Source organism: Sinorhizobium sp. GQ132 (genome assembly GCF_059758575.1).
Genome location: NZ_JCAXDX010000001.1, coordinates 181734 through 206444 on the forward strand (window position 1 = coordinate 181734; position 24711 = coordinate 206444).

Below are 24711 nucleotides of genomic sequence, written 5' to 3' on the forward strand. Positions count from 1 at the left end.
TCAAGCTCTCAACGAAATCACCCCGGAAAGGCGCGCAGCGAGGAAGGTTCGCCGCGCCTACTGTGCAACGGCCACAAAAGATCTGCGTCTGCGCGCACAATGTTGAACTCCGTTAAATCCGAGCTCTTAGGCGGCGCCATTGGACGAAGCCCCGGGGGCCAGCCGCTGATCGGACAATGGAAACGTGTGGCAGTTCAATTTTCGATTGACAGCCACCGCTTATCCAATATTCTTTTATAACAACACATATAACATAATAGTGGAACAAGGGGAACTTCAACGTGAAAAAGGTGACTGCACTTCTGCTGGGAACTGCACTGACAATCCTTCCTTCCGGCCTTCTCGCTCAAGAAAAGGGCGGCATCGTCAATGTCGCCACGATCGGTGAGCCGCCGACGCTTGATCCGATGTCATCGACGGCCGATCTCGTCGGTATCGTCACGCAGCATATTTTCGAGACCCTCTACACATTCGACAAAAACTGGAACGTCACGCCGCTTCTGGCCGATAGCCTGCCGGACATCAGCGCCGACGGTAAAACCTACACAATCAAGCTGCGTAGCGGCATCAAATTCCACGATGATACGGACATGACATCCGAGGATGTTGTCGCCTCTCTTGCCCGCTGGGAAAAGATTGCCTCGCGCGGCAAGCAGGCAGCAGGCTTCATTGCTTCCATCGAAGCTGCCGATCCGGCAACGGTGAAGATCACCCTGACGCAGCCCTACGCGCCGCTGGCTTCCCTGCTCGCCTTCAACAATTCGGCAGCCATCATCATCCCGTCGGAAAAGCAGGATGACGTGATGAAGGACTTCATCGGTACAGGTCCCTACATGCTCAAGGAGCGCAAGGCCGACCAATATATCCAGCTGACCCGTTTCGAGGGCTACAAGTCCCGGGCCGGCGAGAGCGATGGCTACGGCGGCGCTCGACACCAGTATCTCGACGAAATCCGCTTTGTCCCCGTTCCTGATCCCAACACGCGCGTCGAAGCGGCAGTATCCGGCCAGTATGACTATGTGGATTCCATCCCGGTCGAATCTTTCGACAAGGTCAAGGCTTCGGCCTCGACGCAGCCGATCATGCTCAAGCCATTCGGCTATCCGGTCTTTGTCTTCAATACGGCCGAGGGGCTGAACAAGGACGTCGCCGTGCGCAAGGCCATCCGCCAGGCGCTCAGCATGGAAGACATGATGGCTGCGGCCTTCGGCAGCCCGGACTTCTTTTCCCTCGATGGCGCGATCTACCCGGAGGCCTATTCCTGGCATACCGAAGCGGGCACTGACGGAGCCTACAATGTGGCGGACCCGGAAGGCGCGGCGGCAGCGCTGAAGTCCGCCGGTTACAATGGCGAGCCACTGCGGATTCTCACCAGCCGCCAATATGAATTTCATTACAAGATGGCCCAGGTCGCGGCGGAATATCTCAAGCTTGCCGGCTTTACCGTCGATATGCAGGTGGTCGACTGGGCAACGCTGACGCAGCGCCGGGCCGATCCCAAGCTTTGGGACGTCTATATCACCCACAGCCCGTTCCTGCCGGAGCCGGCTCTGATCGGCTCGCTTTCGACCAGTTCGCCGGGCTGGTGGAACACCCCCGCCCGCAAGGCAGCCGTGGATGCATTCACTTCTGAGGTCGATCCAAACAGGCGTGTTGCGCTCTTCGCCGATGTCCAAAAGGCGATCTATGACGACGCGGCCTTCATGAAGATCGGTAACTTCAACGCGGTGGCTGCCAAGTCGACAAAACTGGAAGGCGTCGATCCGGCCCCTTGGCCATTTTTCTGGAACGCGTCGATTACGAAATGATCATTCCTCGGTCGGAGACATCGGCTCGCTCGAGCCGGTGTCCTTTGCAGACCTGCGCGCTCTCCGGAGCATGAGGATCAGGCTTTCATGATACGGTATATTCTCCAGCGCCTCTTCGGCATGATCGTCGTGATGTTCCTTGTCGTCACGATCGTCTTCGTGATCGTACGGGTGACGCCCGGCGATCCGGCAGCGGTCATGCTCGGGCCGGACGCCAGCGCCCAGGATATCGCGGAGCTGCGCATGCGGCTGGGCCTCGACCGTTCGCTGGGCGTTCAATACATCTATTATATGGGGCAACTGCTGAAGGGCGATCTCGGCCAATCGATCTTCCTCAACATGCCGGTCGCATCGGCCCTGCTCGAGCGGGCCGAGCCGACCTTTTTCCTTACGTTGTTCTCGCTCCTCATCGCCAGCGCCATCGCCTTGCCGATCGGGATCTATGCGGCCTATCGGCGTGGTTCGCTCTTCGACCAGGCAGCAACAGCGCTGGCGATGCTGGCTGCCAGCATTCCGAGCTTCTGGCTTGCCCTGATCATGATGCAGGTCTTTGCCGTCCGTCTCGATCTGTTCCCCGTGTCGGGCTACGGCGGACCGGGATCGACGTTTGCTGAGCGGATGTATCATCTGACGCTGCCGGCGTTTGCGCTCGGCATCGTCTCCTCGGCGCTGGTCCTGCGCTTCACCCGCGCCTCGATGCTCGATGTGCTCGGAGATGACTATATCCGGACTGCCCGCGCCAAGGGTCTGATCGAGCGGCGTGTCATCCTCAAGCATGCGTTGAAGAATGCGCTGGTTCCGATCCTCACGGTGATCGGCCTGACTGCGGCGGTTCTCGTCTCAGGCGCCGTCGTGACCGAGACCGTGTTCGGCCTGCCCGGCGTCGGCAACCTGGTGGTATCCGCCGTGCTCAGGCGCGATTATCCGGTCATCCAGGGGGCGTTGCTGGTCATTGCCGCACTCTATGTCCTGATCAATTTTGCCATCGACATGCTCTACCTGCTGGTCGATCCGAGGGTGCGTTACTGATGACAGCAATCGTCTCGAAACCGGCGCTCAGTGAGCGCAACAAATTCATCCGGCGCCTGCTGAAGCGCAAGACCGTGGCCTTCGGACTGATCGTTCTGACGATCTTCGTGCTGCTTGCCATCTTTGCCCCGCTGATCGCGCCTTATGCGCCGTCAAAACTGTCCATCGTCAACCGGTTGAAACCGCCGGGCGGCACGTTCATCTTCGGTACCGATGAGTTCGGCCGCGACGTGTTTTCGCGGACCATCTATTCGGCGCGGCTGTCATTATTGGTCGGCGCCGCCGTCGTGACATTGTCCGCGATCATCGGTGTGACGCTCGGGCTGATCGCCGGATTCTTCAAGCAATTCGATGCGCCGATCGCCCGGCTGATCGACGCGATGATGGCCTTTCCGGACATTCTTCTTGCCATCGCGCTTGTGGCCGCGCTGGGGCCATCGCTGACCACCGTCATCATCGCCCTCAGCATCGTCTACGCGCCGCGCCTGGCGCGTATCGTCCGTGCGTCGACCCTGGTGATCCGCGAGCTTCCCTATATCGAGGCCGCCCGGGCGCTTGGCATTTCGACGCGCCACATCATTACGCGGCATGTGCTGCGCAACCTGCTGTCGCCGATCCTCGTGCAGGGGACATTTCTCTTTGCCAGCGCCATGCTGGCCGAAGCGGGACTTTCGTTTCTCGGGCTTGGCGTCAGCCCGGAAATCCCGACCTGGGGCACGATGATCTCCGCCGGGCGGCAATATATCGGCCAAGCCGACTGGATGACGCTGTTTCCTGGCTTCGCCATCATTCTCTCCGTGCTGTCGCTGCAGATGGTCGGCGACGGATTGCGCGATCTTCTCGATCCAAGGCTTCGAAAGGACTTATGAAACATGTCTTATCGATATGAGGCGAAGGGGCCTGTGCTCCTCGCCAATGTCAAACCCATTGCCTTCGGCGCCAGCACACCAAACGGCCCGATCGATATCCTGATCAATGCTGACGGCCGCATCGCCGAAGTCGGCCCGTCGCTTGCCGTATCCACTGAGGTGCAGCGCATCGATGGCAACGGCGCGTGGATCTCGCCCGGCTGGATCGATCTGCACGTGCACATCTGGCACGGCGGCACGGATATTTCCCTGCGCCCGTCCGAATGCGGCGCGGAGCGTGGCGTCACGACCCTGGTGGATGCCGGCTCTGCCGGCGAAGCCAATTTCCATGGTTTTCGCGAATATATCATCGAGCCGTCACGCGAGCGTATCAAGGCTTTCATCAATCTCGGCTCCATCGGTCTTGTCGCCTGCAACCGTGTGCCGGAACTCAGAAGCATTCAGGACATCAATCTCGACCGCATTCTTGAGGTCTACGCCGAAAACAGCGAGCATATTGTCGGCATCAAGGTCCGAGCGAGCCACGTCATCACCGGATCCTGGGGCGTGACGCCGGTCAAGCTCGGAAAGAAAATCGCCAAGATCCTCAAGATACCGATGATGGTGCATGTCGGTGAACCTCCGGCGCTCTATGACGAAGTGCTGGAAATCCTCGGCCCAGGCGACATCGTCACCCATTGCTTCAACGGCAAGGCCGGCTCGAGCATCATGGAAGACGAGGATCTGTTCGATCTCGCCGAGCGATGTGCCGGCGACGGTATCCGGCTGGATATCGGCCATGGCGGGGCGTCCTTCTCGTTCAAGGTTGCCGAGGCGGCAATCAAGCGGGGTCTTCTGCCATTCTCTATCTCGACCGATCTGCACGACCACTCGATGAACTTCCCGGTCTGGGATCTGGCGACGACCATGTCAAAACTGCTGGTGGTCGGCATGCCGTTCGACAAGGTCGTGGAGGCAGTTACTCAGGCGCCGGCGTCCGTTATCAAGCTGCCGATGGAAAACCGCCTCGCCGTTGGCGAGCGGGCCGACTTCACCGTTTTCGATCTGGTCGATGCCGATATCGAGGCGACCGATTCGAATGGTGACGTCTCGGTGCTCACCCGCATTTTCGAACCGCGCTACGCCATCATCGGCGCGGAAGCTGTGTCAGCCAGCCGCTATATCCCGCGCGCGCGAAAACTCGTGCGTCACAGCCACGGCTATTCATACCGTTAAGCCGGGGCCACTCTCATTTTTACAGGACACAGGAGTTCGCGTGAACAGTTCCACGGCAACCGCCGCCGACAGGACGGGTTCGCCTGCCGAGCGGCTGACGTCGCTCGGCATCGTGTTGCCGCCCCCCCCGCCGCCGATAGCCAATTTCGTGACGCATGTGCGCGAAGGCAATCTGATCTATCTTTCCGGCCAGGGCCCGCGTGAGGCCGATGGTTTCATGCATACCGGCAAGGTGGGATCGGGCGGCGTCGATGTCGCCGATGCCTATAGCCACGCGCGACTGACAGGCATCAACCTGCTGGCCGTCCTGCAGGAGGCACTGGGAGACCTTTCTCGGGTACGGCGCGTCGTCAAGCTGCTCGGCATGGTCAATGCGACACCAGACTTCGAGGATCATCCCGGCGTCATCAATGGGTGCTCGGATCTTTTTGTCGAGGTCTTCGGCGATGCCGGGCAGCATGCCCGGTCCGCCGTCGGCTTCGGGTCGTTGCCCGGCAATATCACCGTCGAGATCGAAGCGATCGTCGCCCTGCACGGTTAAGAAAAAGCATGTCAGTGACCGCGCCAGCCCATCAGTTTTTCGATCCTGTCCGCGGAAGCGCGCGCATGCGAAGTGTAATGCGTTTCGTCGGAAAAGGCCTTCTGCTCCGGCAGAACGATCGAGATGGTCGCGACGCACCGGCCATCGCGGTCGCAGATCGGCGACGCGATGCAGGCAACGGCATAGTCGGATTCGCCCGCCTGAATGGAAAGTCGCGCCTTCATCGCATCCACGGCCGCGGCAGACAGCTTGGCCGGATCGACATCGGCGCGTCCGGTCGGCGAGGAGCGGGCGCATCGCCTGAAGAGCTCGAGCCGTTCATCGTCCGGCAGATGACCCACCAGAAGCCGGCCGGACGCGGTCCAGTTCAGCGGCACACGGGTTCCAACGCGCGAGGCGACCTGGAAATGGCTTGGACCTTCCGCCATCGCAAGCACAAGCATATGGTCGCCGTCACGGCCACAAAGCTGGACGGTTTCACCGACCTGGCGACAGAGATCGTGCATTTCATGGGTGGCGACACTCATGAAATCCAGCGAGCGGGCATAGGCAAGACCGAAGTGGTAAAGCCGCGCTCCAAGCCAGATCAAGCCATCGGCACCGCGCGTCAAAAGGTTCTTTTCCACCAGATCATCGACGATCACGTAGACCGTGGAAAGCGGCGCGCCAATTGCCTTGGCAATAGCATAGGCACTACAGGGCGCGCCGGTCTCGTAGAGGTGATCAAGAACCTGCAGGGCCCGGTCTATGCCGCTGACCCGAGAGCGTTTTCCGCTTTTCACGCTGTCCTCATCGATCACGGAAATGGGGTGGATTTTGGCGTTCAAGACACGAACTCACATGATGATTTTGGACTGTTATTACATTGTAATGGCATAGCTGTCGATGATCGGAAGGCAATCCCCTCCGTTTTCGGCCGCAATAATTTCGGAGAGCACAATGCCCAGTGAAGACATTCGCACATCCCTCGGACTGCGTCCGGTCATCAATGTTTCAGGCACGATGACAAGCCTGGGGGCATCGATCGTGGTTCCGGAAGCGATTGCCGCTATGACATCCATCCTGCCGCAATTCGTCGAGATGAATGACCTGCAGCGAAAAGCAAGTGCCGTGATCGCGCGGCTGACCGGCGGCGAAGCCGGTTTCGTGACGGCATCGTGCGCGGCAGGCATCACCCTTGCCATTGCCGGAACGATCACCGGCAGCGATCTGCTCGCCATCGAGAAACTGCCCGGCGTCAGCACAGAAAAAAATGAGGTCCTTGTGCAGATGGGCCATATCGTCAGTTACGGCGCGCCGGTCGATCAGTCCATTCGTCTGGCGGGCGCCAAGACCGTGATGATCGGGCAGGCGACCTCGACCCATCGGCACCACATGGAGAACGCGATCACGGAAAAGACGGCTGCGGCCCTTTACGTCGTCTCGCATCACGTCGTCGACTACGGCCTGCTGAAGCTGACGGAATTCGTGGAAATCGCCCGCGCGAAATCAGTGCCCGTCATCGTTGATGCGGCATCGGAATACGATCTGCGTAGCTTTCTCGAGCAGGGAGCGGACATCGTGCTTTATTCCGGTCACAAATTTCTGGGCGGCCCGACTTCCGGCATCGTGGCTGGCAGGAAGGACCTCGTGCGCAACGCCTTCCTTCAGAATATGGGGATTGGGCGGGGCATGAAAGTCGGCAAGGAGAGCGTCTTCGGCCTCATGGCGGCCCTGGAAGCCTGGGAAAAGCGCGATCATGACGGTATCCGCGCCCGCGAGACCAGCTATCTCCATCTCTGGCGCGACACGCTGGAGAACCGACCAGGCATCACAGCGCTGATCGAGCCCGATCCGACCGGCAATCCACTCGACAGGCTGCGGGTGATCGTGAGCGCGCACGAAGCCCATATCACGGCGTGGGATCTTGCCGATGCGCTGGCGCGCGGTACGCCGCCTGTCATCGTGCGCGACCACGAGGTCGAGCATCACTATTTCTACCTCGATCCCTGCAACCTGCATCCGGGTCAGGAGACCATCGTTGCCAACCGTCTGGCCGAGGAACTCGACAAGGCCAGCGCCTCGAACGACATCATCGCCACACCGCTGGAAAACCGCAGCAAGCACCGTTTCGATGGCGCACTGCGCTGGCCGGATTGAACCCGACGGCTGAAACCGAAGAAGGATCCCGACATGGCAACCCTCCCCGCCCTACAAACAGAACCCGTGCCGCCGATCCTGTCCGTGGAGAACCTGACGACGTCGTTCATCGTCGACGGGGAGTGGAGGTCCGTTGTGCGGGATATGTCGTTCACGGTGGCCCCTGGCGAGACCGTGGCGATCGTCGGAGAATCCGGCTCCGGCAAGAGCGTCACCTCGCTGTCGATCATGCGACTGCTCCCGGCCGATACCAGCCGTATCGCGGGAAGGGTCGCGCTCGACGGCCGCGATATTCTGCAACTGCCTGAGACCACGATGCGGCAGGTGCGCGGAAACGATGTTGCGATGATCTTTCAGGAGCCTATGACAAGCCTCAATCCGCTCTTCACTATCGGCGACCAGATCTCCGAAGCGCTTCTCTGCCACTCGCAGATGAGCAAGCGGGATGCCAGGGCCGAGACCATCCGGTTGTTGGAAAAGGTGCGCATTCCATCCGCCGCCTCCCGTTTCGATGAATATCCGCACCGGTTTTCGGGTGGTATGCGCCAGCGCGTAATGATTGCCATGGCACTTGCCTCACGACCAAAGCTGCTGATTGCCGACGAGCCGACGACAGCACTTGACGTCACCATCCAGGGACAGATCCTCGATCTCATCAAAACGCTGCAGGAGGAAGAGGGAACCTCCGTGCTCTTCATCACGCACGATATGGGCGTCGTTGCCGAAATTGCCGACCGGACGGTGGTAATGTACCGCGGCGAGCAGGTGGAATCAGGCCCAACGAGCGATATCTTCTTCCGCGCCAAACACCCGTATACGCGTGCGCTTCTGTCCGCCGTTCCTGTCCTTGGCTCGATGGGCGGCAGGGATCGGCCCATGCGCTTTCCTGTCGTCGATACGGCGACCGGGCTCTCCGATATTCCGGTCGAGACGGCAGATACGGTTGCACTCGGGAAACGCCCGGTGCTCGAAGTCAGGAACCTCACTAAGCATTTCGATATCCATTCCGGCCTGTTCAGCCGCTTGAGTGGCCGCGTCCATGCGGTCGAAAACGTTTCCTTCGACCTCCATGCCGGAGAGACTCTATCTCTGGTCGGTGAATCCGGTTGCGGCAAGTCGACGACCGGTCGTGCGATTATGCGCCTGATCGAGCCGCAGGCCGGCTCCGTTCTGGTGGATGGAACCGAGATCTTGACGCTTGATGCAAGCGGAATGCGCGAGATGCGCAAGACCGTCCAGATGATCTTCCAGGATCCCTTCGCGAGCCTCAACCCACGCATGCGGATAGGTGCTGCAATCGCCGAACCCTATCTCGAACACGAGATGGGAACCGCCAAACAGGCACGTGATCTGGTGGCCGATCTCCTGGTCAAGGTCGGACTGACAGCCGACATGGCTTCGCGCTACCCGCATGAGTTTTCCGGAGGCCAGCGTCAGCGCATCTGTATCGCCCGGGCGCTGGCGCTCGATCCGAAGGTGATCGTCGCCGACGAGAGCGTCTCGGCTCTCGACGTTTCGATCAAGGCGCAGGTGATCAATCTGCTGCTGGATTTGCAACAGAGCCTCAATCTTGCTTTCCTCTTCATTTCCCACGATATGGCCGTCGTCGAGCGCGTCAGCCATCGCGTTGCAGTCATGTACCTTGGTGAAATCGTTGAGGTGGGCCCTCGCGCTGCGGTCTTCGGCAATCCGCAGCACGCTTATACGAAGAAACTGATTTCCGCGGTGCCGATCCCCGACCCGGATCGCCGCCGGGGAAAGGGCCAAATCGGCAATGAGGAGATAAAAAGCCCGATCCGTCCGGTCGATTACAAGACTGTACCAATCCAGTACCACGAGGTTTCGCCAGGGCACTTCGTCGCCGCGTGATCTCAACGCGTTGATTGGGCCTCTCCTCGCATCAGGCTGTTTCCCGAGGCTTCGTCTATGACGTGCCCAGCTCGGAGTTCGAATGAGGACCTTTGGTGCACGTCGGAAAGCTACGGCTTCGGCACCGACCATTCCGCACTTCCGCTGCCGTTCGATCCGCGGCTGGAAGCCGACCTGCGCTGCTGGCTGCGGGGGTGACGGGTGTCACCTGTCACGATGACTTCGGCCGGTGCGTTCGAGGTTGATGAACCGCACCTGTGCACTGTTACAGAACCTACACGAAACTGACACTGCGCCTTCATGTAGCGCGGATATGGCAGGGTCATACCGATGACCGGTCTCCCCGAAAGAGGAACTGCTGCCCATGTTTCAGTTGAAGAACGTAACCCGCCAGTTCGGCAAGAAGACAGCCGTCAGCTCGGTTACCTTCGACATTCCGCAGGGCCAGATGGTTGGCATTATCGGCCGCTCCGGCGCCGGCAAGTCGACACTCCTGCGCATGATAAACCGTCTGGTGGACCCCTCCTCCGGCTCGATCGAATTCGCGGGCGTACAGGTCTCCTCGATCAAGGGGGCGGCCCTGCGCGAGTGGCAGCGCGACTGCGCCATGATCTTCCAGCAGTTCAATCTGGTGCCTCGCCTCGACGTGCTGACCAATGTTCTCCTCGGGCGGCTCAACCATCGATCCACCGTACTGAGCGTCCTCAACATGTTCAGCCGCGAAGAGCGCATCATGGCGATCGGTGCACTGGAGCGGCTGGGGATCGAACAGACCGCCCTTCAGCCGGCCGGCACGCTCTCGGGTGGGCAGCAGCAGCGCGTCGCAATCGCCCGCGCGCTGATGCAGCAGCCGAAGATGCTGCTCGCCGATGAGCCGATCGCGTCGCTCGACCCGCTCAACGCCAAGATCGTGATGGACGCGCTGCGCGACATCAACGAGCGCGACGGCATCACCGTGATCACCAACCTGCATACGCTCGATACCGCGCGGAACTATTGCGAGCGGATTATCGGCATGGCGCATGGACGAGTCGTCTTCGACGGACAGCCGAAGGATCTGACGGCCGCCGCAGTCGCGGCGATCTACGGCGCGGAAACGGCGATCGAAGAGTCGATGACCTCGACCAGCATCAACATCCCCGCGGAAGCACCGCAGGAAACAGCATCGGCCGGCTTGAAGCCGCTGGCACTGGCCGGCCCTTAAGGTCCGCCGCGATCGAATGCCCGCGTCAAGGGCGCCTTTTCGAAACCGAGAAAGACCCGGCGCGTCCGGGAAACGGGAGAACGAACCCAATGCTTAAAAAAGCTCTTCTGAGCGCGGTCGCGCTTTTCGCCCTCGTCGGCCACGCACAGGCCGAAGACCTGAAGGAATTCCGCGTCGGCATCATCGGCGGCGAAAACGAAGCCGACCGCCTGCGCAACTACCAGTGCCTCGTCGATCAGCTCCCGGCAGCCATCGGCGTCGAGAAGGTCTCCCTCTTTCCGGCGGCCGACTATGACGGCGTGATCCAGGGCCTTCTCGGCGGCACGCTCGATTACGCCGAACTCGGCGCCTCCGGCTATGCCAAGATCTATCTCGCCAAGGCTGACGCCGTCGAGCCGATCCTGACGACCGTCCAGACCGACGGCTCCACGGGCTATCATTCGATCATGGTCGCCCGCAAGGACTCCGGCATCACAAAGCTCGAAGACCTGAAGGGCAAGAAGCTCGGCTTCGCCGATCCGGACTCGACCTCGGGCTATCTCGTTCCCCTCGTCACGCTGCCGGAAGCGATCGGCGCGCCGATCAAGGAATATTTCGGTGAAACCGGCTTCGGCGGCGGCCACGAGAACCTCGTGCTTGAAGTCGTTAAGGGCACCTTCGATGCCGGCACGACCTTCGGCTCTGGCGTCGGCGAGTTCAAGGACGGCTACACCTCGGGCAACCTGCGCAAGATGGTGGACAAGGGTATCGTCGACATGAACGATCTCGTCGAACTGTGGAAGTCGCCGCTGATCCCGAACGGCCCGATCGTCGTGCGTACCGCATTGAACGACGACATGAAGGCCAAGTTCAAGCAATTCATGATGGATCTGCCGAAGACCGACGCCGCCTGCTTCTCCGCCATCCAGGGCGGCGACTTCACCGGTTTCGTCGAGGTCAATAGCGATTTCTACAAGCCGATCATCGACGCCCGCAAGGCGACGATCGGCGGCTGATCGCCGAACGCGTCATCCTGCGCCGGCCGCCAAGCTGCGGCCGGCGTTCGACTATCGGGCAGCTGCAGCCGCCCGCTCGCGGATCGTCTCGATCAAGCGATCCTACTCTTGGAAACGACGCACTTCCTCTTCCCGGAAGCGCTCTAGAGGCCGGCCCCCTGGCCGGAAACCCCAATGGCCACTTCCGTGTCAACACGACACCTCAGCGAGAACGGCGCCCTTATCGAGCGTCACTGGCAGGAGCTCAACAATCGCCGGCGTCTCTATACCTGGCTCGGTCTCGCATTTCTCGCGTTGACGCTTGTCGGTTCGCTCTGGTTCGCGAACGAGTCGAACGCGGGCAAGTTCTTCGACCGGCTGCCGCACTTCTTCGATTTCGTCGGCCATCTCATGCCGCGCGATCCGATAGAGATCGTTCGCGCCCTCTTCGATCTGCCTTCGCCCTATGACGACGGCAGCTTCAAATACAATTACCCGGATGGGCGCCTCTACGTGACGGAGAGCTTCTACATCCCGGAATATGTTCACAAGATGCTGGAGACCGTGAACATTGCCATCTTTTCGACTGTTATCGGCGTCTTCTTCGGCTTCATCCTGTGCTTCCTCGCCGCGCGAAATCTGATGCCCAATCCCTGGATCAGGGGCATCGTACGCCGGCTGATGGAAATCCTGCGCGCCTTTCCGGAAGTCGTCATCGCCGGCTTTTTCCTGGCAATCCTTTCGCTTGGGCCTATTCCCGCCATCGCTGCGGTCTCGATCCACACGATCGGCGCGCTCGGCAAGCTGTTCTTCGAAGTGGTCGAGAATGCCGACATGAAACCGGAGGAAGGTCTGCGTGCCGTGGGCGCCAACTGGATCCAGCGGGTCTGGTTCGGCATGGTCCCCCAGGTGCTGCCCAACTTCACCAGCTATTTTCTGCTCCGGCTCGAAATCAACGTGCGCGCGTCGACGATCATCGGTGCCGTCGGCGGGGGCGGCATCGGCGAACTCCTGCGCCTGTCGATCGGCCAGGGCCATGAAGCAAAGACGCTCGCGATCGTCCTCCTGCTCTTCGCGACGATCTTCGCAGTCGATCAGTTCTCCGCCTGGCTTCGCCGCCGCCTCGTCGGCGACCAGGCCTTTCAGCTTGCGCAATAGGACCGCATCATGATTGCCTCGACCAACCTCGACGCGCGCGAAATGGAAGCGATCGCAGCGCGCCATCCGCATCTTCTGCAGTCGTCGGCCGCGAAACGGCGCAGCAAGGCACTGATAACGGCGGGCGTCGTTCTCTACATGATCTTCAGCTGGTGGTTCTTCTCGATCGGGCACGTGCTCGCCAATGCCAATTGGGGGATTGCCGGTACCTATCTCGCCGACTGGGTATCCTACGAAGTGCGGCCGGAGATCGCCGTCGCGCCCGATGGAACGATGAGCATCTCATACGGACGCAATTCGCCGCTTGGAGACAATCCGAGCCCGGAATGGGTCACGCTCGAAAAAGAGACGGTCACGCGCACCGTTGAAACGTCGACGGCCCCGACGCAGGCCCGGAAGCCGAAGAGCGCCTCCTCTTTCAGCTTTATGGCGCCGAACGCGGCGCACGGCGGCGATACGAACGAGACGCCGCAGAAAGATCTCGCCACGACCCGCACCGAAGAAGTCGTCACGCACGCCGTGGTGAACTTCGATAGCTCGACGCGTATCGACGTCGCCGATAAGCTGGTCACAGTGACACATTCCGGCGAGACGCTCCTGCTTCAGGTCGACGGCGCCGACAATGTGACACCGGAGGGCCCCCTTCCCTCCTGGGCGCTCCAGAAGCGGCCGGGCGAGAAGGTGACGCTGTCCTTCGGCGCCACCGGCTGGGCCGAGGTGGAGGGCGACGAGGTCTCCATCCGCAACCGCTTCTTCGGCTGGGCGAATTTCCTCTTCGACACCAACTCGCCCTTCTTCGGGAAGTCCTACAGCGACGTCGCCTCATTGATCGTTTCCGGAGAGCGGATCGATCCGGCGCGCTCAAACCTCTCGCTTGCCTGGAACAACGTCCTCTACAATGCGGAATGGCAGCATCTGGATGTTTGGACCAAGCTCCTGCAGACGATCGTCATGGCTTTCGTCGGAACGCTCTTCGCATCCTTCATCGCATTCCCGCTTTGCTTCCTCGCGGCGCGCAACATCACGCCGAGCCGCCTCACCAATCAGTTCGTGAAGCGCTTCTTCGACTTCCTGCGGTCGGTCGACATGTTCATCTGGGCGCTGTTCTTCACCCGCGCCTTCGGGCCCGGACCGCTCGCGGGCATCTCGGCGATCTTCTTCACCGACACGGGCACGCTCGGCAAGCTCTACTCCGAAGCCCTCGAGAACATCGACGACAAGCAGCGTGAGGGCGTCAAGTCGGTCGGCGCCGCGCCGGTCGCCGTCCAGCGCTTCGGCGTGCTCCCGCAGGTCCTGCCGGTCTTTGCCAGCCAGGCTCTCTACTTCTGGGAGTCGAACACGCGTTCGGCCACCATTATCGGCGCCGTCGGCGCCGGCGGGATCGGCCTGAAGCTGTGGGAGGCGATGCGCACAAATTCGGATTGGGAAAATGTCGCCTATATGGTGCTGCTGATCTTGATGGTCGTCTTCGTTTTCGACAGCATCTCCAATCTTTGCCGATCGCGTCTCATGGGCCGCACACACTAACGCGCGTTGAGATTCATTTCGAGTTTTTGACGGCTGCTGCGAGATGGATGATGCCGTTGAAGCTCTGGTCGGTCTTGTCGGCGCGCATGGCGATGCGCTTGAAAACATGCAGCAGATCAAAGTGCTACAGCTACCGTTGCGCTTCTCATAAGATGCGCGGCGCTGTGGGACACTTTTCGGGGGATTGCATCCTCTCCATCCTCATGTGCTCGTCACAGGGATCCAGCAGCGCCGCGTCTGCGGCGCGGAAGAGCCTTTCCAGCCCAAGGACTTGGTCTGGCTGGATTCCTGTGACAAGCACAGGAATGAGGAACCGGGGATGATGAGGAAAAGTGTGTGCGGTTTTCCGCCGCTCATGATTTCAGGTTGATCCGACCTAAAATCATCATGGTCTAGAAACGGACCGGTCGATTCGGATAATGATGACTGATTCCGATCACTGGCGCGGGAGCAGGCGAAGCTGCAAACAAATCCATCCCGCTCCGAACCGATTTGCGTTCTGGGCCGATGTCATCATGATGTTGTCATGCAAATCGGCTAGCTGCGCATTTCATCCCGGAAACCGTCGACTCGGGGCAACTGCGTCGAAGCGACTGATGAAGAAAGTGTGAATTCGTGCGCTATGCAATCTACTTCGCGCCGCCGTCCGATGACCGGCTGTCGCAGACCGCTTCCCGTTGGCTGGGACGCGACGCGTCCACCGGCGGCGCCCTGGACTGCCCGGAAAATCCGGCAGTAGGACGTGAAGAGCAGATGGCATTGACGACCGAGCCCCGCCGTTACGGCTTCCACGGGACCCTGAAAGCACCGTTCGAGCTTACCTCCGGCCGCGGTGAAGCCGACTTGATCGCGGCTTTCGACGAGTTCGCCGCGGAGATCGAGCCGTTCGAAGTGCCGGAGATCGCCTTGCATCAGATCGGCCCCTTCTTCGCGCTCGTCTCGGCCGATCCTTGCCCGCCTCTGCAGCGCCTTGCGGAGCAGGCGGTTCGCCGTTTCGAGCCATTCCGGGCGCCGCTTTCGGAAGCCGATCTCGCCCGCCGCAATCCGGACAGGCTTACGCAGCGTCAGCGCGAGTACCTGGCGGCATGGGGCTACCCATACGTCTTCGAGGAGTTCCAGTTCCATCTGACGCTGACTGGGCCGGTGCCGGAAGACATGCAGCGGCCCATGAGAAAGGCGCTCGAAACGGTCTTCGCCGAATTCATCGGCAAGCCGCTTGCCGTCTCGACGATTGCCCTTTTCGCCGAAGAGCGCCGCGGCGCTCCTTTCACCGTCCATTCCCTGCTGCCGCTTGGCGGCGCATCCGAACGAAAGATTGCATGACATGCCCAAAGAACAGGTTTTGACCAACGCCCGCATCGTTCTGGAGGACCGGATCCTCGACGGTTCGGTGCTGATCCGCGACGGCAGGATCGCCGACATCTCCGAAGGGGCGAGCGCCACGGGCGAGGATTTCGAGGGTGACTACCTGCTGCCCGGGCTGGTCGAACTGCACACCGACCATCTCGAGGCGCACTATTCTCCTCGCCCCGGTGTTCGCTGGCTGAAGATCGCGGCGATCCAGGCTCATGACGCCCAGGTCGTCACCTCCGGCATCACCACCGTCTTCGATTGTCTGCGCCTGGGCTCGGACGAGGACAGCGGCTTTCCGAAGGGCGAGATGCGCAGCATGGCCGATGCGCTCGCCCAGGCCAAGCAGGAGGGCCGTTTGCGGGCCGATCACCTGATCCACCTGCGCTGCGAAGTGTCGACCGCCGACGTGCTGGAACACTATGAGGACTTCCGGAACGATCCGCAGGTTCGTCTCGTCTCTCTGATGGACCACGCTCCCGGGCAGCGCCAGTTCCAGACCATGGATCAGTACATAATCTACTACAAAGTCAAACGCGGCCTTACCGACGAAGCCTTTGCCGCGTTCATCGACCGCCAGCAAGCACTATCGGCGCGCTATGCGACCCCTCATCGCATCGCGCTCGCGAAAGCCTGCGCCGAGCGGGGGATTACGGTCGCCAGCCATGATGATGCGACGCTCGAGCATGTGGACGAGTCTATCGGCTACGGCATCCGGCTCGCGGAGTTCCCGACGAGCTTCGAGGCGGCCGAAGCCTCCCATCGCGCCGGTCTCAGCGTATTGATGGGGGCGCCCAATATCGTGCGCGGCAAATCGCATTCCGGCAACATCGCCGCGCGCGATCTCGCCGAGCGCGGCGTTCTCGACGTGCTTTCTTCGGATTACGTACCTTTCAGCCTCATCCATGCGCCGTTCATTCTCGCAGATGAGGTCGACTCGATCGACCTCCCCCAGGCCATCGCGATGGTAACGGCGACGCCGGCGCGCACTGTCGGGCTCGAAGATCGCGGCCGGATCGCCGTTGGGCTCCGCGCCGACATCGCGCGCGTCCGCCGGCCGGAGGGAATACCGGTCGTCCGCTCGGTCTGGCGCGAAGGACGGCGTGTCGCATGACCGCCGATCGGGGATCCGGAACGCTCATCGTCGTCGTCGGCCCGAGCGGTGCGGGCAAAGACAGCGTCATGGGCTTTGCCGCCCGCCATTTCGCGCAGCGGCCCGATATTCTCTTCGTCCGGCGGGCGATCACACGCCCCTCGGATGCAGGCGGCGAGGTGCACGAAAGCGTGTCCGACGCCGAATTCGAGGAGATGAGCCGGAGCGGCGCTTTCGCCGTTTCGTGGCAGGCGCATGGCTTGAGCTACGGCATCCCGGCGGAGATCGCCGAAAAGATCGCCAGAGGCATGACCGCGATCGTAAACGGCAGCCGTGCCGCCCTCCCTGCCATTCGCCAGGCGTTCGGTACGATCGCCGTTGCGGTGATCACCGCCGAGCCGCCGGTGCTGGCGAAGCGGCTGGCGGAGCGCGGCCGCGAGAGCGAGGAAGACGTGCTGCGCCGCCTGACGCGGCAGGCACCCGACGTCATCGCCGATCCCGACGTAACGGTCATCGACAACAGCGGCAGGCTTGATGTGGCCGGCCGGCAATTCGTCGCGCTGGTCGAGCGCCACTCGGCCAAGAGCCATCACCCTGCCTGAAGAAGAAGCGAGCGGTTAGGTAATCCTTTATCGCGCCTCGCCCTGTGCCAGAGCTTCCTCTGCATCCTCGATCTTCTTGACCATGGGCAGGTCCACTGCGGCGGCGATAATGGAATCGAGGAGGCCGGGAAAGCGGGTGTCGAGATCGTCCCGCCGCAGCGTGATCAACCGGCTGGTGCCGGAGACTTCGGTACGCGTGATGCCCGCCTCGCGCAGCTTGGCCAGATGATAGCTGATATTGGTCTTGGAGCCGAAATCCGTGAAGTTCAGGCACATGGTCGGCCGTCCGTCGCGGCGGGCGAGATAGCCCACGATCGCCAGGCGAGTCGGATCGCCGAGGGCCGCGAGGACATTGGACAGAGTGATCTGGTCGGCGGTGGGATGCGGTAGGGTCATTGGATCAACAATTAGCGGTGTCGGCATATTGACACGGCGAGCCACCAAGTTCAATAGTTCAATATCTTTTGAACAAACGAGGTCTCCCGATGGACAGGCGCATCATCTGGCTCGCCGTTGGCTCTTTCACGATGAGCACGGTCGGCTTCGTCTTTTCCAGCCTCCTGCCGTCGATCGCTGCCGACACGCACACGACCATTCCCCATGCGGGGCACCTGATCACGCTGTTCTCGCTTTCCTATGCCATCGGTGCGCCGCTGCTTTCGGCCCTGGCCGGCGCGGCGGATCGGCGTCGATTGCTGGTGGCTGCAATGCTCGTCTTCGTCGTCGGCAACTGCATCGCGGCGATGAGCGTCTCCTTCACCACGCTGCTGCTCGCCCAGATCGTGATGGGAATGGCAAGCGGACTGTTTGCCGCCACGGCGCAAGCGACGGCGGTTTCACTGGCCGGACCGGAGCACCGCGCATTGGCGATTTCAATCGTGGTGGGCGGCACCACATTCGCGGTGGCGCTCGGCGCGCCCCTCGGCGCGTTGATTGCCGCCTTCTGGGGATGGCGCGGCACGTTCGGGGCGGTCGCGCTGCTTGGGCTCACCTGCGCTGCCGTGCTCTGGCTGCGCCTGCCGCGGGGCCTCAGCGGAACGAAGCTGACAATGTCCGAGCGCTTCGGCGCCATCGGCCGTCCGGGCGTGGCCTCGTCGCTCATGGTGACGTTTCTCTATCTTACCGGCGGCTTCATAATCATCTCCTATCTCGCGCCGCTGGCGATCGACGGAGCCGGGCTTTCGCAGTTGGCGCTGCCGGGGCTGCTGCTCGCCTTCGGGGTCGGCGCGGTGATCGGCAATCTCTCCAGCGGCTATCTGGCCGACCGGCTCGGCGCCACGCGCGTCGTGACAGCTTCGCTCATCTGCGCGCTCGCGGTCTCGCTGATGATCGCCCTCGGCCTGCATTTCCTCACGCGCGATCTCGCCGGCCTGCTGCTGATCGGCATAATGGTGCCATGGGGGATCGTAGGGTGGGCGTTCCCGCCGGCTCAGGCGAGCCGCATCGTCGGCTTCGCGCCGGAGGTTGCCCACCTGACCCTGTCGCTCAACGCCTCGGCGATCTATCTCGGCATCGCGACCGGCACGGCGATCGGCGGACGGGTGCTCGAGAATACCGCTGCCGCCGATCTCGGCTTCTTCGCGGCGCTCTTTCCGGTGGCTTCGCTCGCCGTCCTTTATGCAGGGCTGAGATCCCATCGGCGGCGCCTGGCGACTGCGGCGGCGGAATAGACGCAACATGGTACGCGGGCCCGCCGCGAAACAGCTTCCCGCTTCCGCATAGTCGCCGACGCAGGCCAGACCTCAGTTCTCTCGATAAGCCCCGGACGGAAGTTTCGGGGCTTTTCTGCGCTTCTCTCCGTGCTTCTGGCCGGCAGCTCCCACCGCGTTATCTCACGGATCATATTTCCCACTTGTCATCGCCGGCATTATGTATATACATTAACAGCGAGGAAAGGGCGGTATAGATGGACGGAAACGACAACCCAAATTCTGCCGGAACCAGTCTCTGGCGCAATGCACGCCTTGCCACACTTCGCGAGGACCTGGGGCCACTCGGGGTCATCGAAAACGGCGTCATCGCCATTCGCGGCGAGCGGATCGTCTATGCCGGCCCCGAATCCGGTCTGCCATCGGAGCTTGCGCGCGCCGACCAGGTCTTCGATTGCGAAGGTCGCTGGGTCACCCCGGCGCTGATCGACTGCCACACGCATATCGTTCATGGCGGCAACCGCGCTCGGGAGTTCCAGCTCCGCCTTGAAGGCGCGACCTATGAGGAGATCGCGCGTGCCGGAGGCGGAATCGCTTCGACCGTCGAGGCAACCAACGCCCTTTCCGTCGACGCACTCGTGGAGGCCGCACTTCCACGGCTCGATGCCCTTCTCGCCGAAGGCGTGTCCACCGTCGAGGTCAAGTCGGGCTATGGCCTCAATGTCGAGGCCGAACTCAAGATGCTGCGCGCCGCCCGCCGGCTGGAAAGCCTGCGCCCGGTGCGCATCGTCACCACCTATCTCGCAGCCCATGCGACCCCGCCGGAATATCGCGGACGCAACGGCGACTACATCGCCGAGGTCGTCCTGCCGGGCCTGGTTGCGGCTCACGCCGAAGGGCTAGCCGACGCCGTCGACGGCTTCTGCGAAGGCATAGCCTTTTCGCCGGCGGAGATCGCTTCGGTCTTCGACAAGGCGCAGTCGCTCGGCCTGCCCGTGAAGCTTCACGCCGAACAGCTTTCGGATCTCGGCGGCGCAAAGCTCGCTGCTTCCTACGGCGCTCTGTCGGCCGACCACCTCGAATATCTCGACGCTGCGGGAGCCGCCGCCATGGCAAAGTCCGGCACGGTCGCCGTCCTCCTGCCCGGGGCTTTCTACACCCTCCGGGAAAAGCAGCTTCCGCCTGTCGAAGCACTCCGAGAAAACGGAACGCGCATCGCCATCGCCACCGATTGCAATCCCGGCACCTCGCCGCTGACCTCGCTGCTCCTCACCTTGAATATGTCCGCGACGCTTTTCCGCCTGACGCTGGAGGAATGCCTCGCAGGCGTTACCCGCGAGGCCGCCCGTGCGCTCGGCATCCTCGGAGAGACCGGCACGATTGAATCCGGCAAGTCTGCGGATCTTGCCATCTGGAACATCGATCAGCCGGCGGAATTGATCTACCGCATCGGTTTCAATCCTCTTCGGGAGCGGATCTTCAAGGGTGAAAGGATTCTCCGATGACCGTTATTCTCAGTCCCGGCTCCGTTTCGCTCAGTGACCTCGAAACGATCTACTGGACCGGCGCGCCGGCGCGCCTCGACCCCGCCGTCGATACCGGTATTGCCAAGGCCGCAGCGCGGATCGCCGAGATCGTGGCGGGCAATGCGCCCGTCTACGGCATCAATACCGGCTTCGGCAAACTGGCCTCGATCAAGATCGACAGCGCCGACGTGGCGACGTTGCAGCGCAATCTGATCCTCTCGCATTGCTGCGGCGTGGGCCAGCCGCTCACGGAAAACATCGTGCGCCTGATCATGGCGCTCAAGCTGATCTCGCTCGGCCGCGGCGCCTCCGGCGTGCGGCTGGAGCTTGTCCGGCTGATCGAAGCGATGCTGGACAAGGGCGTGATCCCGCTCATTCCCGAAAAAGGCTCGGTCGGCGCTTCCGGCGACCTGGCGCCGCTTGCCCATATGGCTGCGGTCATGATGGGCCATGGCGAAGCCTTCTTTGCCGGCGAACGCATGAAAGGCGACGCTGCATTGAAGGCGGCGGGGCTCTCGCCGGTAACGCTTGCCGCGAAGGAAGGCCTGGCGCTGATCAACGGCACGCAGGTCTCTACGGCTCTCGCGCTTGCCGGGCTCTTCCGTGCGCACCGCGCCGGCCAGGCCGCTCTCATCACCGGCGCCCTTTCAACCGATGCGGCCATGGGCTCTTCCGCCCCCTTCCATCCGGATATTCACACGCTGCGCGGCCATAAGGGCCAGATCGACACGGCCGCCGCCTTACGGCAGCTGCTGACCGGCTCCCCAATTCGCCAGAGCCATATCGAGGGCGACGAGCGGGTTCAGGATCCCTATTGCATCCGCTGCCAGCCCCAGGTCGACGGCGCCTGCCTCGATCTCCTGCGCTCCGTCGCAGCCACGTTGACGATCGAAGCCAATGCCGTCACCGACAATCCGCTGGTGCTTTCGGACAATTCCGTTGTTTCCGGAGGCAACTTCCATGCCGAGCCGGTCGCATTTGCCGCCGACCAGATCGCGCTCGCGGTGTGCGAAATCGGCGCCATCTCCCAGCGCCGCATCGCCCTTCTGGTCGACCCCGCGCTCAGCTACGGCCTGCCGGCCTTTCTGGCCAGGAAGCCGGGCCTCAACTCCGGACTGATGATCGCCGAGGTCACTTCGGCGGCACTGATGTCGGAAAACAAGCAGCTTTCCCATCCGGCCTCCGTCGACTCGACGCCGACCTCGGCGAACCAGGAGGACCACGTGTCCATGGCCTGCCACGGTGCGCGCCGGCTGCTCCAGATGACGGAAAACCTCTTTTCGATCATCGGCATCGAGGCGCTCGCCGCGGTGCAGGGCATCGAATTCCGCGCCCCGCTCACCACCAGCCCGGAACTTCAGAAGGCCGCCGCAGCCGTGCGCCGCGTCTCCTTTAGTATCGAGGAAGACCGCTACATGGCCGACGACCTCAAGGCCGCGGGCGATCTCGTCGCGTCGGGCCGGCTGGCTGCCGCCGTCTCCGCGGGCATTCTTCCGAAACTGGAGAACTGACATGGCCGTCTTCGAAGTCCGGCAGGGCAGCTCGCCCGTCATCCTGGGCTTTCCGCACACGGGCACCGACGTGCCTGCCTCCATCCGGGAACGCCTCAACGACAACGGCCGCGTCCTCGCCGACACGGACTGGCACATCCACGATCTCTACGAAGGCCTTCTGCCGGACGCGACGACGGTTCGCGCGACCTTTCACCGCTACGTCATAGACGCCAATCGCGACCCTGCAGGCGTCAGCCTCTATCCCGGCCAGAACACCACCGGGCTCGTGCCCGAAACCGATTTCGACGGTCAACCTATCTGGAAGGAAGGCGAAGGACCGACGGAGGCCGACATCGCGGAGCGCCTGCGCGTGTTCCATGCGCCCTATCACGCGGCGCTCGCCGCAGAGATCGCCCGTGTCAAGGCGATCCACGGCGTGGCGGTGCTCTACGATTGCCATTCTATCCGCTCGCATATTCCCTTCCTCTTCGAAGGCCGCCTGCCGGACTTCAATATCGGCACCGATACGGGAAAGACCTGCGCTCCTGAAATTGAGCAGGTGACCGCAGAAATCGCAGCCGCGGCAGAAGGTTACAGCCATATTCTCAATGGTCGCTTCAAGGGTGGCTGGACGACCCGTCACTATGGCCGCCCGGAACAGGGCGTGCACGCGATCCAGATGGAACTGGCGCAATCGACGCATCTGGCGACGGAAGCGCCGCCCTTCGCTTTGGACAAAGCGAAAGCCGACAGGCTTCGCCGTCCGCTGAAGACCATTCTGGAACGCATCGAAACAGTCGCTAACGAGCTCAAAAGGACAGGGAGCGAGGCATGAACATGAACAATCCGCGCCACAATATTCGCGAAGTACGCAGCCCGCGCGGCACCGAGATCAGCGCCAAGAGCTGGCTGACGGAAGCGCCGCTTCGCATGCTGATGAACAATCTGGACCCTGATGTCGCCGAAAACCCGCACGAACTCGTCGTCTATGGCGGCATCGGCCGCGCAGCCCGAACCTGGGCCGATTTCGACCGCATCGTCGCGTCTCTGAAGGACCTCAACGAAGACGAGACCCTCCTCGTCCAGTCCGGCAAGCCGGTCGGCGTCTTCCGCACGCACAAGGATGCTCCGCGCGTGCTGATCGCCAACTCCAATCTCGTGCCGCACTGGGCGAACTGGGATCATTTCAACGAGCTGGATAAGAAGGGTCTCGCCATGTACGGCCAGATGACCGCCGGCTCGTGGATCTATATCGGTACGCAAGGCATCGTGCAGGGCACCTATGAGACCTTCGTCGAGGCCGGCCGCCAGCATTATGGCGGCAACCTGAAAGGCAAGTGGATCCTGACGGGCGGTCTCGGCGGCATGGGTGGAGCCCAGCCGCTTGCGGCCGTCATGGCCGGCGCCTGCTGCCTTGCCGTCGAATGCAACCCCGACTCGATCGATTTCCGCCTGCGCACGCGCTACCTCGACGAGAAGGCCGAGACGCTCGAAGAAGCCATGGAAATGATCGAACGCTGGACCAAGGCCGGCGAGGCGAAATCGGTCGGCCTTTTGGGGAATGCGGCGGAAATCCTCCCGGAAATGGTCCGTCGCGGCATCCGCCCCGACATGGTCACGGATCAGACCTCGGCCCACGACCCGATCAACGGCTATCTGCCCAAGGGCTGGACGATGGCCGAATGGAAAGCCAAGCGCGAGAGCGACCCGAAGGGGGTCGAAAAGGCCGCCCGCGCCTCGATGCGCGACCATGTCGAGGCGATGCTCGCCTTCTGGGATTCCGGCGTCCCGACCCTCGACTACGGCAACAACATCCGCCAGGTGGCCAAGGACGAAGGCCTCGAGCGCGCCTTCGATTTCCCCGGCTTCGTGCCGGCCTATATCCGTCCGCTGTTCTGCAGGGGCATCGGCCCGTTCCGTTGGGCGGCGCTCTCCGGCGATCCGGAAGACATCTACAAGACCGACCGGAAGGTGAAGGAGCTGCTGCCGGACAACAAGCATCTGCACAACTGGCTCGACATGGCGCGCGAGCGCATCGCTTTCCAAGGCCTGCCCGCACGCATCTGCTGGGTCGGCCTCGGCGATCGTCACCGCCTCGGCCTCGCCTTCAACGAAATGGTGCGCAGCGGCGAACTGAAGGCCCCCATCGTCATCGGCCGCGACCATCTCGACTCCGGCTCGGTCGCCTCGCCGAACCGCGAGACCGAGGCGATGAAGGACGGGTCCGACGCCGTCTCCGACTGGCCGCTCCTGAACGCGCTGCTCAACACCGCCTCAGGCGCAACCTGGGTGTCGCTGCATCATGGCGGTGGCGTCGGCATGGGCTTCTCGCAGCATTCCGGCATGGTGATCTGCTGCGACGGTACGGACGATGCGGCGCGCCGCGTCGAGCGCGTCCTGTGGAACGACCCGGCAACGGGCGTCATGCGCCACGCCGATGCGGGCTATGACATTGCGCTCGACTGTGCTCGTGAAAAAGGCCTGCGCCTGCCGGGCATATTGGGCGAGTAAAAAGCGGACAGGTCGCCACGGCATCCTTCTGCCGCGTCTTCTTCAGGACGCAGACGCTTTTCCTCGGCCGTCGCCGTCGAGGAAAAGCAACAGCGAGAGGCCGGCGACGCCCGCAAGGGGGAACGTCTTGATGAAACCCGCCCGAAGATCAGGG

Annotated in this window: 21 protein-coding genes; 19 read left to right on the plus strand and 2 right to left on the minus strand. The window is 62.2% G+C overall.

Features of this window, described 5'->3' with window-relative positions; genetic code table 11:
- Positions 1 to 290 precede the first annotated feature (290 nt).
- The 5 genes from AC6CIG_RS00780 to AC6CIG_RS00800 all read left to right on the plus strand — a co-directional run bounded on the left by AC6CIG_RS00780 (position 291) and on the right by AC6CIG_RS00800 (position 5462).
- Positions 291 to 1808: an ABC transporter substrate-binding protein gene (locus AC6CIG_RS00780; RefSeq protein ID WP_498322422.1), complete on the plus strand. Its 1518-nt coding sequence runs from the start codon at positions 291 to 293 to the stop codon at positions 1806 to 1808.
- 87 nt (positions 1809 to 1895) lie between these two features.
- Positions 1896 to 2837, plus strand: a complete 942-nt coding sequence (locus AC6CIG_RS00785; protein ID WP_498322034.1) for an ABC transporter permease — start codon at positions 1896 to 1898, stop codon at positions 2835 to 2837.
- Positions 2837 to 3706 carry an ABC transporter permease gene (locus tag AC6CIG_RS00790; protein ID WP_018098408.1) on the plus strand — a complete coding sequence of 290 codons (870 nt, stop codon included), beginning with the start codon at positions 2837 to 2839 and terminating at the stop codon, positions 3704 to 3706. The genes AC6CIG_RS00785 and AC6CIG_RS00790 overlap by 1 nt, the downstream gene beginning before the upstream one ends.
- A gap of 3 nt (positions 3707 to 3709) precedes the next feature.
- A complete protein-coding gene (locus AC6CIG_RS00795; RefSeq protein WP_102762536.1) occupies positions 3710 to 4921 on the plus strand; it encodes an amidohydrolase/deacetylase family metallohydrolase in 1212 nt (403 codons plus the stop codon).
- A gap of 40 nt (positions 4922 to 4961) precedes the next feature.
- The gene (locus tag AC6CIG_RS00800) at positions 4962 to 5462 is read left to right on the plus strand and encodes a RidA family protein (protein WP_018098406.1); all 501 of its coding nucleotides are present in this window, start codon (positions 4962 to 4964) and stop codon (positions 5460 to 5462) included.
- Positions 5463 to 5473: 11 nt separating this feature from the next.
- Here the strand turns inward: AC6CIG_RS00800 and AC6CIG_RS00805 are convergent, their stop codons facing one another.
- Positions 5474 to 6289, minus strand: coding sequence for an IclR family transcriptional regulator (locus tag AC6CIG_RS00805; protein WP_100670173.1), 816 nt, complete (start codon positions 6287 to 6289; stop codon positions 5474 to 5476).
- Between the two features lie 112 nt (positions 6290 to 6401).
- Here AC6CIG_RS00805 and AC6CIG_RS00810 point away from each other — a divergent pair, with 112 nt between their 5' ends.
- From AC6CIG_RS00810 to phnN, 9 genes are all read left to right on the plus strand, one after another.
- Positions 6402 to 7601, plus strand: coding sequence for an aminotransferase class V-fold PLP-dependent enzyme (locus AC6CIG_RS00810; protein ID WP_440852880.1), 1200 nt, complete (start codon positions 6402 to 6404; stop codon positions 7599 to 7601).
- 33 nt (positions 7602 to 7634) lie between these two features.
- Positions 7635 to 9470, plus strand: coding sequence for an ABC transporter ATP-binding protein (locus AC6CIG_RS00815; RefSeq protein ID WP_440852881.1), 1836 nt, complete (start codon positions 7635 to 7637; stop codon positions 9468 to 9470).
- Positions 9471 to 9834: 364 nt separating this feature from the next.
- Positions 9835 to 10674: a phosphonate ABC transporter ATP-binding protein gene (gene phnC / locus AC6CIG_RS00820; RefSeq protein ID WP_102762531.1), complete on the plus strand. Its 840-nt coding sequence runs from the start codon at positions 9835 to 9837 to the stop codon at positions 10672 to 10674.
- Positions 10675 to 10763: 89 nt separating this feature from the next.
- Positions 10764 to 11669 (plus strand): phosphonate ABC transporter substrate-binding protein, encoded by a 906-nt coding sequence (gene phnD, locus AC6CIG_RS00825; RefSeq protein ID WP_018098401.1) that lies wholly within the window; start codon positions 10764 to 10766, stop codon positions 11667 to 11669.
- Positions 11670 to 11843: 174 nt separating this feature from the next.
- Positions 11844 to 12806 (plus strand): phosphonate ABC transporter, permease protein PhnE, encoded by a 963-nt coding sequence (gene phnE / locus AC6CIG_RS00830; RefSeq protein WP_018098400.1) that lies wholly within the window; start codon positions 11844 to 11846, stop codon positions 12804 to 12806.
- Between the two features lie 9 nt (positions 12807 to 12815).
- On the plus strand, positions 12816 to 14333 hold the full coding sequence (gene phnE, locus AC6CIG_RS00835; protein ID WP_102764326.1) for a phosphonate ABC transporter, permease protein PhnE: 1518 nt from the start codon (positions 12816 to 12818) through the stop codon (positions 14331 to 14333).
- 615 nt (positions 14334 to 14948) lie between these two features.
- Positions 14949 to 15656, plus strand: a complete 708-nt coding sequence (locus tag AC6CIG_RS00840) for a DUF1045 domain-containing protein (RefSeq protein WP_018098397.1) — start codon at positions 14949 to 14951, stop codon at positions 15654 to 15656.
- A 1-nt stretch (position 15657) separates the two neighbouring features.
- Entirely contained in the window at positions 15658 to 16797 is a 1140-nt protein-coding gene (locus AC6CIG_RS00845; RefSeq protein WP_018098396.1) for an alpha-D-ribose 1-methylphosphonate 5-triphosphate diphosphatase, read from the plus strand.
- Positions 16794 to 17378 (plus strand): phosphonate metabolism protein/1,5-bisphosphokinase (PRPP-forming) PhnN, encoded by a 585-nt coding sequence (phnN, locus tag AC6CIG_RS00850; RefSeq protein WP_018098395.1) that lies wholly within the window; start codon positions 16794 to 16796, stop codon positions 17376 to 17378. The genes AC6CIG_RS00845 and phnN overlap by 4 nt, the downstream gene beginning before the upstream one ends.
- Positions 17379 to 17405: 27 nt before the next feature.
- Here the strand turns inward: phnN and AC6CIG_RS00855 are convergent, their stop codons facing one another.
- Positions 17406 to 17774, minus strand: a complete 369-nt coding sequence (locus AC6CIG_RS00855; RefSeq protein WP_018098394.1) for an ArsR/SmtB family transcription factor — start codon at positions 17772 to 17774, stop codon at positions 17406 to 17408.
- Positions 17775 to 17863: 89 nt separating this feature from the next.
- On the opposite strand from AC6CIG_RS00855, the gene AC6CIG_RS00860 reads away from it, so the two are divergent.
- From AC6CIG_RS00860 to hutU, 5 genes are all read left to right on the plus strand, one after another.
- On the plus strand, positions 17864 to 19048 hold the full coding sequence (locus AC6CIG_RS00860) for an MFS transporter (protein WP_018098393.1): 1185 nt from the start codon (positions 17864 to 17866) through the stop codon (positions 19046 to 19048).
- Between the two features lie 236 nt (positions 19049 to 19284).
- Positions 19285 to 20532: an imidazolonepropionase gene (gene hutI / locus AC6CIG_RS00865; protein ID WP_102764327.1), complete on the plus strand. Its 1248-nt coding sequence runs from the start codon at positions 19285 to 19287 to the stop codon at positions 20530 to 20532.
- Positions 20529 to 22064: a histidine ammonia-lyase gene (gene hutH / locus AC6CIG_RS00870; protein ID WP_102762525.1), complete on the plus strand. Its 1536-nt coding sequence runs from the start codon at positions 20529 to 20531 to the stop codon at positions 22062 to 22064. Before hutI ends, hutH begins: the two co-directional genes overlap by 4 nt.
- A gap of 1 nt (position 22065) precedes the next feature.
- Complete coding sequence (gene hutG, locus AC6CIG_RS00875) at positions 22066 to 22881, plus strand: N-formylglutamate deformylase (RefSeq protein ID WP_018098390.1); 816 nt, start codon at positions 22066 to 22068, stop codon at positions 22879 to 22881.
- 2 nt (positions 22882 to 22883) lie between these two features.
- Positions 22884 to 24557 carry a urocanate hydratase gene (gene hutU, locus AC6CIG_RS00880; RefSeq protein WP_026168967.1) on the plus strand — a complete coding sequence of 558 codons (1674 nt, stop codon included), beginning with the start codon at positions 22884 to 22886 and terminating at the stop codon, positions 24555 to 24557.
- Positions 24558 to 24711 lie beyond the last annotated feature (154 nt).

Excerpts from the sequence above, each read along its gene's own strand:
- hutH (WP_102762525.1), top strand. The coding sequence starts at position 20,529 with ATGACCGTTATTCTCAGTCCCGGCTCCGTTTCGCTCAGTGACCTCGAA.
- phnE (WP_102764326.1), top strand. The coding sequence starts at position 12,816 with ATGATTGCCTCGACCAACCTCGACGCGCGCGAAATGGAAGCGATCGCA.
- phnD (WP_018098401.1), top strand. The coding sequence starts at position 10,764 with ATGCTTAAAAAAGCTCTTCTGAGCGCGGTCGCGCTTTTCGCCCTCGTC.
- AC6CIG_RS00860 (WP_018098393.1), top strand. The coding sequence starts at position 17,864 with ATGGACAGGCGCATCATCTGGCTCGCCGTTGGCTCTTTCACGATGAGC.
- AC6CIG_RS00810 (WP_440852880.1), top strand. The coding sequence starts at position 6,402 with ATGCCCAGTGAAGACATTCGCACATCCCTCGGACTGCGTCCGGTCATC.
- AC6CIG_RS00790 (WP_018098408.1), top strand. The coding sequence starts at position 2,837 with ATGACAGCAATCGTCTCGAAACCGGCGCTCAGTGAGCGCAACAAATTC.
- phnN (WP_018098395.1), top strand. The coding sequence starts at position 16,794 with ATGACCGCCGATCGGGGATCCGGAACGCTCATCGTCGTCGTCGGCCCG.
- AC6CIG_RS00785 (WP_498322034.1), top strand. The coding sequence starts at position 1,896 with ATGATACGGTATATTCTCCAGCGCCTCTTCGGCATGATCGTCGTGATG.
- hutG (WP_018098390.1), top strand. The coding sequence starts at position 22,066 with ATGGCCGTCTTCGAAGTCCGGCAGGGCAGCTCGCCCGTCATCCTGGGC.
- AC6CIG_RS00815 (WP_440852881.1), top strand. The coding sequence starts at position 7,635 with ATGGCAACCCTCCCCGCCCTACAAACAGAACCCGTGCCGCCGATCCTG.
- hutU (WP_026168967.1), top strand. The coding sequence starts at position 22,884 with ATGAACAATCCGCGCCACAATATTCGCGAAGTACGCAGCCCGCGCGGC.
- AC6CIG_RS00795 (WP_102762536.1), top strand. The coding sequence starts at position 3,710 with ATGTCTTATCGATATGAGGCGAAGGGGCCTGTGCTCCTCGCCAATGTC.
- phnE (WP_018098400.1), top strand. The coding sequence starts at position 11,844 with ATGGCCACTTCCGTGTCAACACGACACCTCAGCGAGAACGGCGCCCTT.
- AC6CIG_RS00845 (WP_018098396.1), top strand. The coding sequence starts at position 15,658 with ATGCCCAAAGAACAGGTTTTGACCAACGCCCGCATCGTTCTGGAGGAC.
- phnC (WP_102762531.1), top strand. The coding sequence starts at position 9,835 with ATGTTTCAGTTGAAGAACGTAACCCGCCAGTTCGGCAAGAAGACAGCC.
- AC6CIG_RS00855 (WP_018098394.1), bottom strand. The coding sequence starts at position 17,774 with ATGACCCTACCGCATCCCACCGCCGACCAGATCACTCTGTCCAATGTC.
- hutI (WP_102764327.1), top strand. The coding sequence starts at position 19,285 with ATGGACGGAAACGACAACCCAAATTCTGCCGGAACCAGTCTCTGGCGC.